Source organism: Rhizobium arsenicireducens (assembly GCF_964021225.1).
Genome location: NZ_CAXHYK020000001.1, coordinates 2,915,902 through 2,931,949 on the forward strand (window position 1 = coordinate 2,915,902; position 16,048 = coordinate 2,931,949).

Below are 16,048 nucleotides of genomic sequence, written 5' to 3' on the forward strand. Positions count from 1 at the left end.
GAGGGGGTTCGTTCCGGCTATTCCGCCGCCGCCGAATAGCCGACGGTCGCCATCGGCTTGAACTCGTGCTTGTCCTTGCCCGACACGCGCTCCGACCAAGGGTCGACCTGGGCAAACTTCTGGGAGAAGACGAAGCGGTCGTAATAGGCCTTGCGCCTTTCCGGGTCGGTCATGATCTGCCGGCGGATCTCGTCCAGGCCGACGCGTTTCGCCCATTTGTAGATGCGCTCGAGATAGCGGGCCTGCTCGCGATACATCTGGGTCAGCGCGACGATATGCTCGAGCGCCTCGTCTTCGGTCTTCACCAGCCCCAGGACTTCCGTGCCCTTGATGTCGAGGCCGGCAGCACCCGCGAAGTGGATCTCGAAACCACTGTCGATGCAGATGACGCCGATGTCCTTGCAGGTGGCTTCGGCGCAGTTGCGCGGACATCCCGAGACGGCGAGCTTCAGCTTGGCCGGCGTCCAGGAGCCCCACATGAATTTTTCGATGCGGATGCCGAGGCCGGTCGAATCCTGCGTGCCGAAGCGGCACCAGTCGGAGCCGACGCAGGTCTTCACGGTGCGCAGGCCTTTGGCATAGGCCTGGCCGGAGACGAAGCCGGCCTTGCCGAGATCGGCCCAGACGGCGGGCAGGTCTTCCTTCTCGATGCCGAGCAGGTCGATGCGCTGGCCGCCGGTGACTTTCACCATCGGGATTTCGAACTTGTCGACGACATCGGCGATGGCGCGCAGTTCCGCCGCGTTGGTCACGCCGCCCCACATGCGCGGTACGACCGAATAGGTGCCGTCCTTCTGGATGTTGGCGTGGACGCGCTCATTGATATAGCGCGACTGGTAGTCGTCGGCATATTCGTCCGGCCAGTCGCAGACGAGGTAGTAGTTGAGCGCCGGACGGCACTTGGCGCAGCCGCAGGAGGTCTTCCACTCCAGTTCCTGCATCACCGCGGGAATGGTCTTCAGCCCCTTGGCCTTGATCAGCCGGCGGACATCGTCATGGCCAAGCTCGGTGCAGGCGCACATCGGCTGGACGGCGGCGGGATTATAGGCATCGCCCAGCGTGATGGTCATCAGCTGTTCGACAAGGCCGGTGCAGGAGCCGCAGGAGGCCGAGGCCTTGGTATGGGCGCGGACATCGTCGAGCGAGGTCAGGCCTTTGGCAGTGATAGTCTTGACGATCTTGCCCTTGCAGACGCCGTTGCAGCCGCAGATTTCCGCATCATCCGGCAAGGCTGCAACGGCCGCCATAGGGTCCAGCGGGCTGCCCCCCTGATAGGCCTGGCCGAAGATCAGGGTGTCGCGCATTGCGGAGATGTCGGTGCCCTTCTTCTTCAGGTCGTTGAACCAGGCGCCGTCGGCCGTTTCGCCATAAAGCACCGTGCCGATAATACGGTTGTCCTTGATGACGAGACGCTTGTAGACGCCGGCTGTGGCATCGCGCAGCACGATCTCCTGGCGGTCGTCGCCATCGGCGAAATCGCCGAGCGAATAGAGCTCGATGCCGGTGACCTTGAGCTTGGTCGGCGTGTCGGAATGGACGAAAGCGGGCGTGCGGTCGCCGGAGAGATGCGAGGCGGCGATCCGCGCCATTTCGTAGAGGGGGGCGACGAGGCCGTAGACCATGCCGCCGACTTCGGCGCATTCGCCGAGGGCGAGAATGTCGCCGTCCGAGGTCTGCATGCCGGCGTCGACGACGATGCCGCGGTTGACGGCGAGCCCCGCCTCCCTGGCAAGCCCGACATTCGGGCGGATGCCGACGGCCATCACCACCAGCGTCGCCGGGATGATCCGGCCGTCGTCGAGTTCGATGCCCTCGACCTTGCTAGTGCCGATGATCGCCTTGGTGTTGGCCTTGCAGATCACCTTGATGCCGCGCTCCTCGATGGCCTTCTGCAAGAGGTAGCCGGCGGCCGGGTCGAGCTGGCGCTCCATCAGGGTCGGCATGACATGCAGTACGGTCACATCCATGCCGCGTGCGCTGAGGCCAGCGGCGGCTTCGAGGCCGAGCAGGCCGCCACCGATGACCACCGCCCTGTCCCGGGACTGGGCGGCCAGCAGCATGGCCTGCACGTCATCGAGGTCGCGATAGGTGATGACGCCCGGCAGATCGTTGCCGGGGACGGGAATGATGAAGGGCACCGAGCCGGTGGCGATCACCAGCTTGTCATAGCTCTCCGTCACGCCGTGGTCGGAGGTGACGGTCTTCCTGTCCCGGTCGATCGCGACGATCTTGTGGCCCTTGTAGAGCATGATGCCGTGGTCGACATACCAGCCGTCGCCATGGATGACGATCTGCTCGTAGGTCTTCTCACCGGAGAGAACCGGCGAGAGCATGATGCGGTCGTAGTTGACGCGCGGCTCGGCGTTGAAGATCGTCACGTCGTAGAGGCCGGGGGCCTTTTCGAACAGTTCCTCCAGCATGCGGCCGGGGGCCATGCCATTGCCGATGATGACGAGTTTTTCTGCCATGGTTCTTACTCCGCGGCTTCGACGAAGCGGTGACGTTCGTAGAGGAACTTCAACACGGCTTCGCGGGATTTGAGATAGGTGCGATCGGAGGCAAGCGCGATGCGATCGCGCGGCCGCGGGATCGGGACCTCCAGCACTTCGCCAATTTTGGCGGCCGGGCCGTTGGTCATCATGACGATGCGGTCGGACAGGAGCACGGCCTCGTCGACGTCATGGGTGATCATGATCATGGTGTTGCCGAGGCGCGCGTGGATCTCCATCACCGCGTCCTGCAGATGGGCGCGGGTGAGCGCGTCGAGCGCGCCGAAGGGCTCGTCGAGCAGCAGGATTTTCGGCTCCATGGCAAGCGCGCGGGCGATGCCGACACGCTGTTTCATGCCGCCGGAGATTTCCGCCGGGCGCTTGTCCCTGGCATGCGCCATCTGCACGAGATCGAGATTGCGCATGACCCAGTCATGCTTCTCGGCCCTGGACTTGCGGCCGGAAAACACCTTGTTGACGGCGAGATTGACGTTTTCGTAAACGGTGAGCCAGGGCAGCAGCGAGTGGTTCTGGAAGACGACGGCGCGTTCCGGGCCGGGTGCGTTGACCTCCTGGTTCTCCAGCAGCACGGCGCCGGAGGAGACGCTCGTCAGGCCGGCGATCAGGTTGAGCAGGGTCGACTTGCCGCAGCCGGAATGGCCGATGATCGAGACGAACTCGCCCTTGTCGATCGTGATCGTCACGTCCTTGAGGACTTCGGTCCTGGTGCCGGCGCGTTCGAAGTTCTTGTCGATATGGTCGATCTTGAGATAGGCGTTCATGGATGTCGTCTCCTCAGTTGGCCGCTGTGCCGCGGGTGACGACGCCGCCCAAGAGGGCGACCAGCTTGTCGAGGACGAAGCCGGTCACGCCGATATAGGCGAGCGCCACGATGATGTCGGAGAGGCGCGACGAGTTCCACGCATCCCAGATGAAGAAGCCGATGCCGACCCCACCGGTCAGCATTTCGGCCGCGACGATGGCGAGCCAGGAGAGGCCGACACCGATGCGCAGGCCGGTGAAGATGTAGGGGGCGGCGGCTGGCACCATGATGCGGACGAAGAATTCCAGCGGGTTGAGGCGCAGCACGCGGGCGATGTTGCGATAGTCGTCGGGAATGTTGCGCACGCCGACGGCGGTGTTGATGATCACCGGCCAGATCGAGGTGATGAAGATGACGAAGATCGCCGAGGGATTCGAATCCTGGAAGGCGGCGAGCGACAGGGGCAGCCAGGCAAGCGGCGGCACGGTGCGCAAGATCTGGAAGATCGGGTCGAGCCCGCGCAGCGCCCAGACCGACTGGCCGACGACCGCGCCGAGCAGGACGCCGACCACGGCCGCAAGTCCGAAGCCGATCGCCACGCGTTCCAGCGAGACGAGCACCCGCCAGGCGAGGCCAATGTCCTGCGAGCCGTAGTTGAAGAAGGGATAGGCGATCAGGTCGAAGCTGTCGATCCAGACCTGGGATGGCGGCGGCAGGCTGGAGCCGGGCTGCGAACAGGTCAGCTGCCAAAGCGCCAGCAGGAGCGCGGCGACGACGAGCGGCGGCACGACGTTGCGGGCGACGCTTGCGCCGATGCGGCTCAGATCGAGCTTGCGGGCCGGGCGTTTCACCATCTGCACGACAGTGCCGTCCCTGGTCGTCAGGGCGGGGATCGGTACCTCGGTCTTGCGGGCGGTTGCGGTCATGGTCTGGTCCTCTTGCGAGCGGTGTCGGTTGTCGTCGGGGATTGCCCCTCATCCCCCTGCCGGGACCTTCTCCCCGCAAGCGGGGAGAAGGAGTTTGGGGTACGGCCTTGGTCCCATCTCCCCTCTCCCCGGGGAGAGGGTGGCGGCAGCCGGGTGAGGGGTCGGCGCGTCACGCGCCGGCCTTGATCGTCAGGCTGTCGAGATAGGCCTGCGGGTTCTCCGGATCGAAGACCTTGCCGTCGAAGAAGGTTTCGACGCCGCGCGAGGTGGAGGTCGGGATGTCGGCTGCGTCGAGCCCCAGATCCGCGGCGGCGGCGCGCCAGATGTCCTCGCGGTTGACCTTGTCGACCAGCGCCTTGATGTCGGTGTCGGGCGCGAACTTGCCCCAACGGATATTCTCGGTGAGGAACCAGGCGTCGTGGCTCTTGAACGGATAGGAGGCGTGGTCCTGGAAGAACTTCATCTCCAGGCCGGTGTTCTCTTCCACCCGGCCATTGCCGTAGTTGATGTTGCCCTTGAGGCGGCCTGCAACGTCCTTCGGCGGCACATTGAACCACTGGCGCTTGCCCAGCATCGCCGCCATTTCCTCCTTGTTGTCCATGCTGTCAGCCCAGATCTGGGCTTCGATGACGGCCATCATCAGCGCCTTTGCGGCGTTGGGGTTCTTCTCGATCCAGTCGAAGCGCAGGCCGAGCGCCTTTTCCGGATGGCCCTTCCACAGTTCCCCGGTCGTACAGGCAGTGAAGCCGATGCCCTGGTTGACCAGCTGCTCGTTCCACGGCTCGCCGACGCAGAAGGCATCCATGTTGCCGACCTTCATGTTGGCGACCATCTGCGGCGGCGGCACGACGATGGTTGAGACGTCCTTGTCCGGGTCGATGCCGCCGGCGGCGAGCCAGTAGCGGATCCACAGATCATGGGTGCCGCCGGGAAAGGTCATGGCGACCTTGATGTCGTTGCCAGCCGCCTTCTTGGCGGCGAAGGCTTCCTTCAGCTTCGAGGCATCCAGGCCGACGCCGGTCTCGGCATATTCCTTGGCAACCGAAATGCCCTGGCTGTCGAGATTGAGGCGGGCGACGATCGACATCGGCACCGGCACATTGTTCTGCGTCACCTTGCCGGTGGAGATCAGGTAGGGCATGGGGGTGAGGATATGGGCACCGTCGATACCGTTTGCCTCGCCGCCAAGCACGAGATTGTCGCGGGTGGCACCCCAGGAGGCCTGCTTCAGGACCTCGACTTCGGTCAGGCCGAATTTGTCGAACAGGCCTTTTTCCTTGGCGATGATCAGCGGCGCTGCATCGGTCAGCGCAATGTATCCGAGCTTCAACCCGGCAACCTCGGGGCCCGCACCGGCGGCAAAGGCGCCCGACGGCAGAAGTGCGCGCGCGGCGCCGATCACGGCGGCGGCAGCGGAGGTCTTGAGAATGCTGCGGCGGCTGATGCCCATTCCTGTAGTCTTCGTCATGTGCTGTTCCCTTTGCTGGAGACGGAGAGCCGGAAAACGAAAAAACGCCGCTCGGTGGATGCGTCAGCGGGGGAGGAGGAGCCCCGGACAGCAAAAACCTTGCGACGTCGATGTCTGATGTGAACGCGCGCTGTGCGCTCATCTGCGTCCGGTCGCCATTGACCGGTGCATGTTTATCGAAGCAATCGGCGTGCCAGTTTGACGCGCCACGCGTATCTCATTGTTTCAGCTTAAGGAATATTCGTTGAGCGAGCTGGACATCGCGCCTGCCTTGAAAAAGGCACTGCCGAACATTTGTGCGACTGCTCTCGGGATGGAAGAAAGACGCTGGTGAATTGTGCACTGCGCTCGCCGTCAGGCGTCCTCGTCCGTGTCATTCGAAGCGCCAAGCGCCCGCACCGGGAAGGTGGCGACATAGGCGGCAATGCGGCTCGGATCGAAGACATGGCCGTCCATGAAACGATCGTCGGGGGCGACGCCTTCCGGCCGCACATCGGCGTCCGCTGGTCCATTCGGGCTGCCGAGGGCGGCACGATAAAGATCCGGCCGGTAGGCGGATGCGGCCATTCTTGCACCGTCCTCGCTGAATTCCGCCTGCCCCCAGCGGATCATCTGGCTGTAGATCCACAGCGCCTGGCTCGGCCGCGGATCGTTGGCGTGGTCGCGATGAAAGACAAAGTAGTCGGGGATCGTGCGGCGATGGCCCTTGGCGTCCAAGCTGAACTCGCCAGCGAGGACACGCCGGATAATGCCGACGGGCGCGGCGATATAGCGGGGCTCGGCGAGCAGCGCTGCGAGCGTATCATGGTTTGCCCCGTCGTCGCACCAGCGCGCCGCCGCATCGAGCGCGACGATCAGGCGCGACACCGTCTCGGGGTTGACGTCCGCCCAATCCGGGCGCATGCCGATCACCTTTTCCGGGGCCGAGGGCCAGATGTCCTGCTTGGCCGCGACGATGCGACCGACACCGCGCTCGGAGGCCACCATGTTCCACGGCGCGCCGACGCAGAAGCCATCGATCGCGCCGGCAGCCAGCGCATCGGAGGTGAGCGGCGGCGGCACGACGACCAGCTTGACGTCGCGGTCGGGATCGATGCCGCCGGCGGCCAGCCAGTAGCGGAACTCGTAGTTATGGGAGGAGAAGGGATAGGTCATACCGAGGGTCGGCGGCTGCACCCCCCTTTCCCGCATGTCGGCCAGTACCGAGGCAAGGGCGCGGGCATTGTCGAGCGCCGATGCCCCATCGTCGAGGCCGGTCAGTGCCTGCATGCGCTCGAAAAGCCGAAGCGACAGTGTGATGGCGTTGCCGCCGCGGCCCAGAGAGAAGGGCGTGATGGTCGGCGACGGGTTGGAGCCCAGGCCCAGCATGGAGGCGACAGGCATGGGCGAGAGCATATGGGCGATGTCGAACTGGCGGAAGGCCAGCCGGTCGCGGACATTGGCCCAGGAGACATCGCGCACCAGATCGAGCGTCAGGCCTTCCTTGGCGGCAAAGCCGAGTTCGGCCGCGACGATCAGCACGGACGCATCCATCAGCGGGATGAAGCCGGCGCGCAGCACTTTCGCGCCGCCTGCAACGCCGATCGCCGGCAGGGGCAGGCTCGTTCCGCTATCGCTCGGTCGCGTCATGTCATTCACTCCAGCTTCTCCGGATATCGACCTGTGTCAGGGTCTCCATCACATCAGCAATCCTGCCGCCGTCACTACACTCTGGGCGATGTCGGACAGCTTCTTCTTCTCGTTCATCGCCGTCTGGCGCAGCAGAGCGTAGGCCTCCTCTTCGGAAAGGCCCCGCATCTTCATCAAGATGCCCTTGGCACGTTCGATCACCTTGCGCTCCTCCAACGCATTGCGGGCGTCGACCAGTTCGCGCTGCAGGCGGCTGAAGGCGTTGAAACGGCTGACCGCCATGTCGAGGATCGGCTTGACCCGCTCCTTCTTCAGCCCGTCGACGATATAGGCCGAAACGCCGGCATCGACGGCGGCCTCGATCGAGGCGGTGTCGGAGCGGTCGACGAACATGGCGATCGGCCGCCCGACAGTCCGAGTCAGTTGGAACAGGTGCTCCATCATGTCGCGGTTCGGGTTTTCGAGATCGATGATGATGACGTCGGGTTTCAGGTTCTCGATGATCCGGGCGATGCCGTTGACCTCGTGCACGACCGTGACGCGCAGGTGCCCCGCCTCCCGCAGGCCTTCCTCGATTATGGAAGCGCGGATGGCGTTCTCATCGATCACGAGGACAGTGAGGTCGGAGTGCAACATCGCCTATTGATGCCGCAGCGCAAAAAGCTTGGCAAGCAAAATGCCCAGAAAATATGCCGGATCAGGTTTGCTTATATTTTAAGCAAGCACCACGCACCTCTGCCGCCTCTTGCGCACGCTTCACTGAGCCAGTCACGAAGCCCTGCTATTCGGCGCGGCCGACACTTTCATAGACGAAGCCGTGATTCCGCGCTTCCGCAAGGGTGTAGATGTTACGCAGATCGACAAGAACCGGCGACTTCATCACAGACTTCAACCGCGCAAAGTCGAGCGACCGGAACTGCTTCCACTCCGTAATGATGACCAAGGCATCGGCATCGGCCGCGACCTCCTCGACATCGTCGCAATAGTCGAAGCTCGGGCATGACATGGCGCGCCGCCGGCATGCCCTCCGGATCATGAGCCTTCAGCAGGGCGCCCTTGTCGAGCAGCGCCTGGACAATCGACAGCGCCGGGGATTCGCGGATGTCGTCAGTGTCGGGTTTGAAGGTCAGGCCGAGGATGCCGATCGTCTTGCCGCGCAGGTCGCCGCCCACCGCGCGCTCGACCTTGCGTGCCATGGCGCGCTTGCGCGTCTCGTTGATTCCGACGATCGTTTCGATCAAGCGGATCGGGGCATTGTGGTCCTGCGCGGTCTTGACGAGCGCCAGCGTATCCTTCGGGAAACAGGAGCCGCCATAGCCCGGCCCCGCATTGAGGAACTTCAGCCCGATGCGGCTGTCCAGTCCCATTCCTCGGGAGACATCCTGTACATTGGCGCCGACCTGCTCGCACAGATCGGCGATTTCGTTGATATAAGCCAGCTTCAGCGCGAGGAAGGCATTGGCGGCATATTTGGTGAGTTCCGCGGTGCGCCGCGAGGTGAAGAGCACCGGATGCCTGACCGGATCGAGCGCGCCATAGACCTCCGCCATGATGGCACGTGCACGATCGTCATTCATGCCGACCACAACGCGATCCGGCGCCATGAAGTCGTCGATGGCCGCGCCTTCTCGCAGGAATTCAGGGTTGGAGACGACAGCCACGTCGGCATCCGGATTGGCGTCGCGGATGAGCCGCTCCAGCTGATCCCCGGTGCCGACCGGCACGGTCGACTTGGTGACGATCACCGTGAAGCCCCGCACGGCAGCGGCCACTTCGCGTGCGGCGGCGAACACATGGGCCAGATCCGCGTGACCATCGCTTCTGCGCGCCGGGGTACCTACCGCAATAAATAGAACATCAGCATTGGCGACGGGATCGGCGATCTCAGTGGTGAAATGCAGGCGCCCGGCAGAGACGTTTTTTTGAATCAGATTATCGAGACCCGGCTCGAAGATCGGCACCTCACCCCGATTGAGCTGGGCGATCTTTTCCGACGCCTTGTCGATACACACCACAACGTGGCCGAACTCGGCCAAGCAAACACCCGAAACCAGCCCGACATATCCCGTGCCAATGATTGCTATGCGCACGCCTGACTCCATCTGCCTGGATCGGCCGGAAGTGTTTCCATCCAAATTTCCCTGTGCCTAGACAAGAGACGGAGAATTGGGAGAGGAAGAAAAAGGCCGACGGTTGTGCCGTTGATTTGGATGATTTCGGGAGAATACCTACCGCATCGCAAAACGAAATCCAAGATCGGTCACCGCGTCGGAGCGCAGCACGGAATTCCAGGTCAGACCACAGTCCATTACAACGACAAAGGCCCCGCCGGAGCGGGGCCTTGAATTGGCAGAATCAATCAGACCCAGTAGGGCGGAACGCCATAGTAGTCGTAGACCGTGCGGCCATTGTCGCGATACCATTCGCGATCATCATCGCGAAGACGCGGGGCGCCCTCGACCTGTTCCTTCGTCAGGTCGATCCGGTAACCGTCCAGCGTCTCGTCATAGGTCAGCTTTTCCCACGGCAACGGATAGTAGTCATCGCCGATACCGAGGAAGCCGCCGAAGCTCAGCACTGCGTAGGCGACCCGGCCGCCGTGCTTTTCGAGCATGATCCGCTTGACCGAACCGATGCGTTCTCCGTCGACACCATAGACGGCGGTCCCGTCAACCTTGTCACTGGCAATCAGGGAGGCCGTGTCCTTGACGTAGGGATCGCGGCTTTTCGCTTGAGAATTCTGATGCATATCGCACCTCCTTTTTTCTGGTGTGGCGATGAAAGGGAAACGGTGAGCCGGACCGAAAGTTCCCCACAGCAGATGCCGGGAGGGAGCATTCTTCGAAAAGCCAAGGCGCCGGGAGGACCGGAGGAATATTGACGCTTACGTCAAGGTTATATAGAGCTTAGCACTTGAACCGGAATGCCAAACGCTTAAGCTCGCTAAAAGCATCTGGGAGGAATGCATGTCCGCCGCGAACGATGGACATGCAGCAATGGACGTCGGGAGGGAATACATGACGGACGCAACGAGCCGGCTCAGTGGCCGGGCAAGTGAAAAGATTTGGCTTGCTTCATATCCTCCCTCCGTACCGGCGGATATTGCGCCCCATAGTCACCCGTCGCTGGGAGCCCTGTTCGAAGCGAGCTGCGCCACCTACGCCGATCGCCTGGCCTTTTCCAGCATGGGCCGGGGAATGACGTTCCGGGAACTCGAGGCGGAATCGCGCAAGGTCGGCGCCTGGCTGCAGTCAAAAGGTCTCGTGAAGGGCGACAGGGTGGCGGTGATGACGCCGAACATCCTTCAGAACCCGGTCACGGTCTACGGCATTCTCAGGGCCGGACTTACGGTGGTCAACGTCAACCCGCTCTACACCCCGCGCGAACTGGAACACCAACTGAAGGACTCCGGCGCCAAGGCGATCATCGTGCTGGAGAATTTCGCGGGCACGGTTCAGCAGGTCCTGCCCAACACACCGGTCAAGCATGTCATCGTCGCCACCATGGGCGACATGCTGGGCTTGAAGGGCCATATCGTCAATTTCGTCGTCCGCAAGGTGAAGAAGCTCGTTCCCGCCTGGTCGATCCCAGGACACCTCAGCTTCAAGCGTGTGCTGGCCGAAGGCGCCCACCAGTCCCTTAAGCCGGTTGACGTCGTCGCAGATGACGTCGCCTTCCTGCAATATACGGGCGGCACGACGGGCGTTTCCAAGGGTGCGACCCTGACCCATGCCAATCTGCTTGCCAACAAGCAGCAGATTGCGCTCTGGCTGGAGGCAGCCTTCGCTGTCAAGGGACGGCCGGAGGTCATGACCTTCATCTGCGCCTTGCCGCTCTACCATATCTTCGCGCTCACGGTGAACTCGCTGATGGGCATCGCGACCGGCAGCCATAACGTGCTGATCGCCAATCCGCGCGACATTCCCGCCTTCGTCAAGGAATTGCAGAACCACAAGGCGCATATTTTCCCGGGCCTCAATACGCTGTTCAACGCGCTGATGAACAATCCGGATTTCAAGAACCTCGATTTTTCCTCGATGCTGCTGGTGCTGGGCGGCGGCATGGCCGTGCAACGGCCCGTTGCCGAACGCTGGTATGAGATGACCGGCTGCCCGATCACCGAAGGCTACGGACTGTCGGAAACATCGCCGGTAGCCACCGTCAACCGTCTCGACACCACGGAATTCAGCGGCATGATCGGTCTGCCGCTCCCCTCGACGGACATTGAAATCCGCGATGAGGACGGGGCCACCCTGCCGATCGGCGAAGTCGGTGAGATCTGCATTCGCGGACCGCAGGTCATGGCCGGCTACTGGCAGCGCCCCGAAGAGACAGACAAGGTCATGACCGAGGACGGCTTCTTCCGCTCGGGCGACATGGGCCTGATGAACGAAGCCGGCTACGTCAAGATCGTCGACCGAAAGAAGGACATGATCCTCGTCTCGGGCTTCAACGTCTACCCCAACGAGATCGAAGAAGTGGCCGCAATGCATCCTGGCGTGCTCGAATGCGCTGCGATCGGGGTTCCGGACGCCCATTCCGGCGAGGCGGTGAAGATCTTCGTGGTCAAGAAGGACCCGGGCCTCACCGAGGCCGATCTCAAGGCGCATTGCGCCACCAACCTGACCAACTACAAGCGCCCGCGCTATATCGAATTCCGCAGTGAATTGCCGAAATCGAATGTCGGCAAGATCCTGCGGCGCGAACTGCGCGACAGCGAACTGGCCAAATAGAACGGCCGCAGGCGACAACTGCTCCTACCCACCCGGGCCGCCCTTCGGCAGCCCGGGCGTTTTCCTGTGCGCTTGATCGCTCGCGCCGCCCAGAATAGTGTCGCCAGCATCTCCGCCAAATCAGGGAAACGAAGATGCAGGCAATCATCGACAAACTCACGAGCACCGCCACGGCTACAAGGGCCGAGGATCTGCGCGCCGCCTTTGCCGCCGATGCCGGGCGCTTCACCCGCTTCAGCGCCGCACACGACGATCTGTTGATGGATTATTCGAAATGCGCGGTAAACGGGGAGATCATGGGCCTGCTCGAAGAGCTTTGCGCCGACGTCGCCGAAAAGCGCGATGCGATGTTTGCCGGCGAGCCTATCAACTTCACCGAGGGACGTGCAGTCCTCCATACGGCCTTGCGCAACAGGTCGAACACGCCGGTCATAGTGGACGGCCGCGACGTCATGCCCGAGGTGAATGCCGTGCTTGCCGCCATGGGCCGCTTTGCCGAGGGAATCCGCTCGGGCACGCTCACGGGCTCGACCGGCAAGGCGATCACCGATGTGGTCAATATCGGCATCGGCGGTTCCGACCTGGGCCCGGCGATGGCGACGCTGGCGCTCGCTCCCTTCCATAACGGCCCGCGCCTGCACTTCGTTTCCAATGTCGACGGCGCCCATATCAGCGACACGCTGAAGATCCTCTCCGCCGAAACGACGCTTTTCATCATCGCCTCCAAGACGTTCACGACGATCGAAACCATGACCAATGCGCAGACGGCGCGGCGGTTCGTTGCCGAAAAGCTCGGCGAGGCCGCGGTCGGCAAGCACTTCGCCGCGGTTTCGACCGCGCTCGATAAGGTCGCCGCCTTCGGCATCGATCCCGAGCGCGTGTTCGGTTTCTGGGACTGGGTCGGCGGGCGCTATTCGATCTGGTCGGCGATCGGCCTGCCGCTGATGATTGCCATTGGCGAAGACGACTTCGGACGCTTCCTCGACGGCGCCCATGCGATGGACCAGCATTTCCGTAACGCGCCCTTCCGGCAGAACCTCCCGATGCTGCTCGGCGCGATCGGCGTCTACCATCGCAACGTGCTCGGCTACCAGACGCGGGCGATCCTGCCCTATGACCAGCGGCTATCGCGCTTTCCGGCCTATCTGCAGCAGCTGGACATGGAATCGAACGGCAAGAGCGTCACCATCGACGGCAAGCCCGTTGCCGGCAGTTCCGGTCCAGTGGTCTGGGGCGAACCGGGCACCAATGGCCAGCACGCCTTCTACCAGCTGATCCACCAGGGAACGAGCATCATTCCGGCTGAGTTCCTGATCGCCGCGCGCGGCTTCGAGCCCGATCTGAGACACCAGCACCAGTTGCTGATCGCCAATTGCCTGGCGCAATCGGAAGCCCTGATGAAGGGGCGCACGCTCGCCGAGGCCAAGTCGCAGCTGACGGCCAAAGGAATGGACGAAGCCGAGGCTGAGTCCATCGCCCCGCACCGCGTATTCTCCGGCAACCGTCCGTCGATCACCTTCGCATACGACCAGCTGACACCCTATACGCTCGGCCGACTGATCGCACTCTACGAGCATCGCGTGTTCGTCGAAGGGGTGATCTTCCGGATCAACTCCTTCGATCAATGGGGTGTCGAGCTTGGCAAGGAACTCGCAACCGGCCTGTTGCCGGTGGTTGAAGGCAAGGTGGCCGCGACTGGTCATGACAGCTCGACCGCCGGCCTGGTCGCGACGCTGCTTTCGAGGGCGAAATAGCCACGCGACGGGTGCAGGAGGCTCGCGTCAGACGAGCCCGATTTCGTCGGCATAGGGTGGATTGGCACCGGCGCGCGAGACCGTGACGGCCGCCGCCCTGGCGCCCAGTTCGAGGGCGGAGCGAACCGCCGCCTCGTCCAGCGCCGCGACCTTGGCCTTGGCCAGCAGATCCTGGCGCTTCAGCGACGCCAGGATACCCGCATCAAAGGTATCGCCCGCACCTACGGTATCGACCACTTTGACCCGCTCGCTCGGCACAGTGACCTTGAAACGATCGGTATAGCCGGTCGCTCCATCGGCTCCGCGGGTGATGACGACGAGCTTGGCGCCCATGTCCAGCCAATGGCGGGCACGGTCGTCGATACCGCCGGGCAGACCGAACCACTCAAGATCCTCGTCGGAGAACTTGAGGATGTCAGTCATGGCGGCCATGCGGTTGATCCGCGCCATGTGCGCGGCCCTGTCCTTGATGAAGCTCGGGCGGATATTGGGATCGAGCGAGATGACGCGGCTCTGATGCTCGCGCACCATCAGCGCCTCGTAGGTCGAGCCACATGGTTCGGGAATGAGGCTGATCGCGCCAAAATGAAGCGCCTCGCATTCCTCGCCCAAACCCGGCAGATCGGCTGGCGAGATCATCCGACCGGCGGTGTTCTCGTCATAGAAGGCGTAGGTTGCATGGCCACCGACGAGCTTGACGAAGGCAATCGTCGTGGGCCGCGACGACGTCGCGCAGAAACTGAAGTCGACGCTGCTGGACCGCAGCCTCTCGCGCAGAATGTCACCCATCATGTCGTCGGAGAGCCCGGTGAAAAAGCCGGTCGGAACGCCAAGCCGGCCGAGTGCGATGGCGGTGTTGAAGATCGCACCACCAGCGTGCGGCGCGAAAGCCCGCTCGCCGAGCGTCGATTCGCGCGGCAACATGTCGATCAGCGCTTCGCCACAACACAATATCATTCGACCTCCTCCATTCCCTCTATCCGAAGTCGGGTTTAAATCGATTTAGTGCATTCGATCGCGGAAGGCCAGTCCACCTCAGCCAAGCGAAGCGACACCGCCGTTGCGGGCCGACCAGGCCAGCGGCGCATCGAGGAAAGCTCCGACCTCCGACAGCGTCTTTTCATCGAAGAGCCTCTTCTCACGGGCGACAGCGAGCACTTCCCGCCAGGTGGCGATGTGGTGCAGCATCACGTTGCCATTGGTGAAACGCTCTTCTGCCTCGGGGAATATGCCGTAGTAGAACAGCGCGACGCCGTGATCGACGACACCGCCGGCCGCACGGATCGCATCGATGAACTTGAACATGCTGCCGCCGGCAGTGGTCAGGTCCTCGATCACCAGGACACGTGCGCCTTCCGGCATATGGCCTTCGATCTGCGCATTACGGCCATGGCCTTTTGGCGCCTTGCGCACGTAGATCATCGGCAGACCGAGGCGCTCCGCGAGGAAGGCGGCAAAGGGAATACCTGCGGTCTCACCACCAGCCACGACGTCGAACTGCTCGAAGCCGGCATTGCGCATCACCGTGGCGGCGGCGAAGTCCATGATCGCCGAGCGGATGCGCGGATAAGAGATCAGCTTGCGGCAATCGATATAGACCGGGCTCATCATGCCGGAGGACAGCTTGTAGGGCTTGTCGGCGGAGAAATGCACCGCCTTGATCTCCCACAGCATCTTCGCCATCAATTCAGCCATCACGGCAGGTTCGGGAAAGGTCGTCTGGATCATTTCGGCTCCTATCGCGTTACGGCACCCGAAAGCGGCCAATAGCAGCAACGCGGCGAGCTGGCCAGCGCCAGAGGAAAATTGCGCAGCGCTCGGCGCAGATTGAGACAATGGCGCAAAGGTGGACTAGATTGAATCGCCAATCTCTTCAAACAGAACCGTATCAACCACATGTTTGTCCGGTTCGCGGCACAGCATTCTGAAATCAACAGCAGGCCACAATGTCGGACCTTATTGTAATCGGCGACAAGGCACGCATCGACACCAATACCCCCGCAAGCTAAGACAGGAAAACCAAAATGAACTCTATCGCCATTCAACCGCTGATCGCACTGATCGCCGGCATCCTTATCCTGGTCATGCCGCGCCTGCTCAACTACGTGATCGCGATCTATCTGATCATCGTCGGCATTACCGGCCTGTGGCCAGACCTGCTGGGCAGCGTCAAGCTTTGATCCATTCAGGAATGTCCGGGCCGAGGGTCCGGGCATTCCTGGCGGATCGACCCGAAGCCTGTCGCGACCGTCCAGATCGGCTCCGCAGGCTCTGGATCTCTGGTTT

At 62.7% G+C, this 16,048-nt stretch carries 12 protein-coding genes and 1 pseudogene; 3 read left to right on the top strand and 10 right to left on the bottom strand.

Annotated features, from left to right (window positions below; all coding sequences use genetic code 11):
• Window positions 1–17: 17 nt before the first annotated feature.
• The 8 genes and pseudogenes from nirB to ACWPVA_RS14495 all read right to left on the bottom strand — a co-directional run bounded on the left by nirB (window position 18) and on the right by ACWPVA_RS14495 (window position 10,024).
• Window positions 18–2,468 carry a nitrite reductase large subunit NirB gene (gene nirB / locus ACWPVA_RS14460; RefSeq protein WP_454288344.1) on the bottom strand — a complete coding sequence of 817 codons (2,451 nt, stop codon included), beginning with the start codon at window positions 2,466–2,468 and terminating at the stop codon, window positions 18–20.
• Window positions 2,469–2,473: 5 nt separating this feature from the next.
• On the bottom strand, window positions 2,474–3,271 hold the full coding sequence (locus ACWPVA_RS14465) for an ABC transporter ATP-binding protein (protein ID WP_454288345.1): 798 nt from the start codon (window positions 3,269–3,271) through the stop codon (window positions 2,474–2,476).
• Between the two features lie 13 nt (window positions 3,272–3,284).
• The gene (gene ntrB, locus ACWPVA_RS14470; RefSeq protein WP_454288346.1) at window positions 3,285–4,178 is read right to left on the bottom strand and encodes a nitrate ABC transporter permease; all 894 of its coding nucleotides are present in this window, start codon (window positions 4,176–4,178) and stop codon (window positions 3,285–3,287) included.
• A 169-nt stretch (window positions 4,179–4,347) separates the two neighbouring features.
• Window positions 4,348–5,646 carry a CmpA/NrtA family ABC transporter substrate-binding protein gene (locus ACWPVA_RS14475; protein WP_454288347.1) on the bottom strand — a complete coding sequence of 433 codons (1,299 nt, stop codon included), beginning with the start codon at window positions 5,644–5,646 and terminating at the stop codon, window positions 4,348–4,350.
• A 354-nt stretch (window positions 5,647–6,000) separates the two neighbouring features.
• Window positions 6,001–7,275 carry a CmpA/NrtA family ABC transporter substrate-binding protein gene (locus tag ACWPVA_RS14480; RefSeq protein ID WP_454288348.1) on the bottom strand — a complete coding sequence of 425 codons (1,275 nt, stop codon included), beginning with the start codon at window positions 7,273–7,275 and terminating at the stop codon, window positions 6,001–6,003.
• Window positions 7,276–7,323: 48 nt separating this feature from the next.
• On the bottom strand, window positions 7,324–7,911 hold the full coding sequence (locus tag ACWPVA_RS14485) for an ANTAR domain-containing response regulator (RefSeq protein WP_454288349.1): 588 nt from the start codon (window positions 7,909–7,911) through the stop codon (window positions 7,324–7,326).
• 145 nt (window positions 7,912–8,056) lie between these two features.
• Window positions 8,057–9,365 (bottom strand): annotated as a pseudogene (locus ACWPVA_RS14490) (UDP-glucose dehydrogenase family protein).
• Between the two features lie 269 nt (window positions 9,366–9,634).
• Window positions 9,635–10,024, bottom strand: coding sequence for a PRC-barrel domain-containing protein (locus ACWPVA_RS14495; protein WP_454288350.1), 390 nt, complete (start codon window positions 10,022–10,024; stop codon window positions 9,635–9,637).
• 268 nt (window positions 10,025–10,292) lie between these two features.
• Between ACWPVA_RS14495 and ACWPVA_RS14500 the strand changes: the two genes are divergently transcribed.
• Both ACWPVA_RS14500 and pgi read left to right on the top strand, forming a co-directional pair.
• Window positions 10,293–12,008 (top strand): long-chain-fatty-acid--CoA ligase, encoded by a 1,716-nt coding sequence (locus ACWPVA_RS14500; protein WP_454288351.1) that lies wholly within the window; start codon window positions 10,293–10,295, stop codon window positions 12,006–12,008.
• Between the two features lie 134 nt (window positions 12,009–12,142).
• Window positions 12,143–13,762 carry a glucose-6-phosphate isomerase gene (pgi, locus tag ACWPVA_RS14505; RefSeq protein ID WP_454288352.1) on the top strand — a complete coding sequence of 540 codons (1,620 nt, stop codon included), beginning with the start codon at window positions 12,143–12,145 and terminating at the stop codon, window positions 13,760–13,762.
• Between the two features lie 27 nt (window positions 13,763–13,789).
• On the opposite strand, the gene ACWPVA_RS14510 is transcribed toward pgi, so the two are convergent.
• Together ACWPVA_RS14510 and ACWPVA_RS14515 are read right to left on the bottom strand one after the other, a co-directional pair.
• Window positions 13,790–14,719 (bottom strand): carbohydrate kinase family protein, encoded by a 930-nt coding sequence (locus tag ACWPVA_RS14510; RefSeq protein ID WP_454288353.1) that lies wholly within the window; start codon window positions 14,717–14,719, stop codon window positions 13,790–13,792.
• A 78-nt stretch (window positions 14,720–14,797) separates the two neighbouring features.
• Window positions 14,798–15,490, bottom strand: coding sequence for an orotate phosphoribosyltransferase (locus tag ACWPVA_RS14515; RefSeq protein WP_454288354.1), 693 nt, complete (start codon window positions 15,488–15,490; stop codon window positions 14,798–14,800).
• A gap of 296 nt (window positions 15,491–15,786) precedes the next feature.
• On the opposite strand from ACWPVA_RS14515, the gene ACWPVA_RS14520 reads away from it, so the two are divergent.
• Entirely contained in the window at window positions 15,787–15,942 is a 156-nt protein-coding gene (locus ACWPVA_RS14520; RefSeq protein WP_454288355.1) for a DUF3096 domain-containing protein, read from the top strand.
• Window positions 15,943–16,048 lie beyond the last annotated feature (106 nt).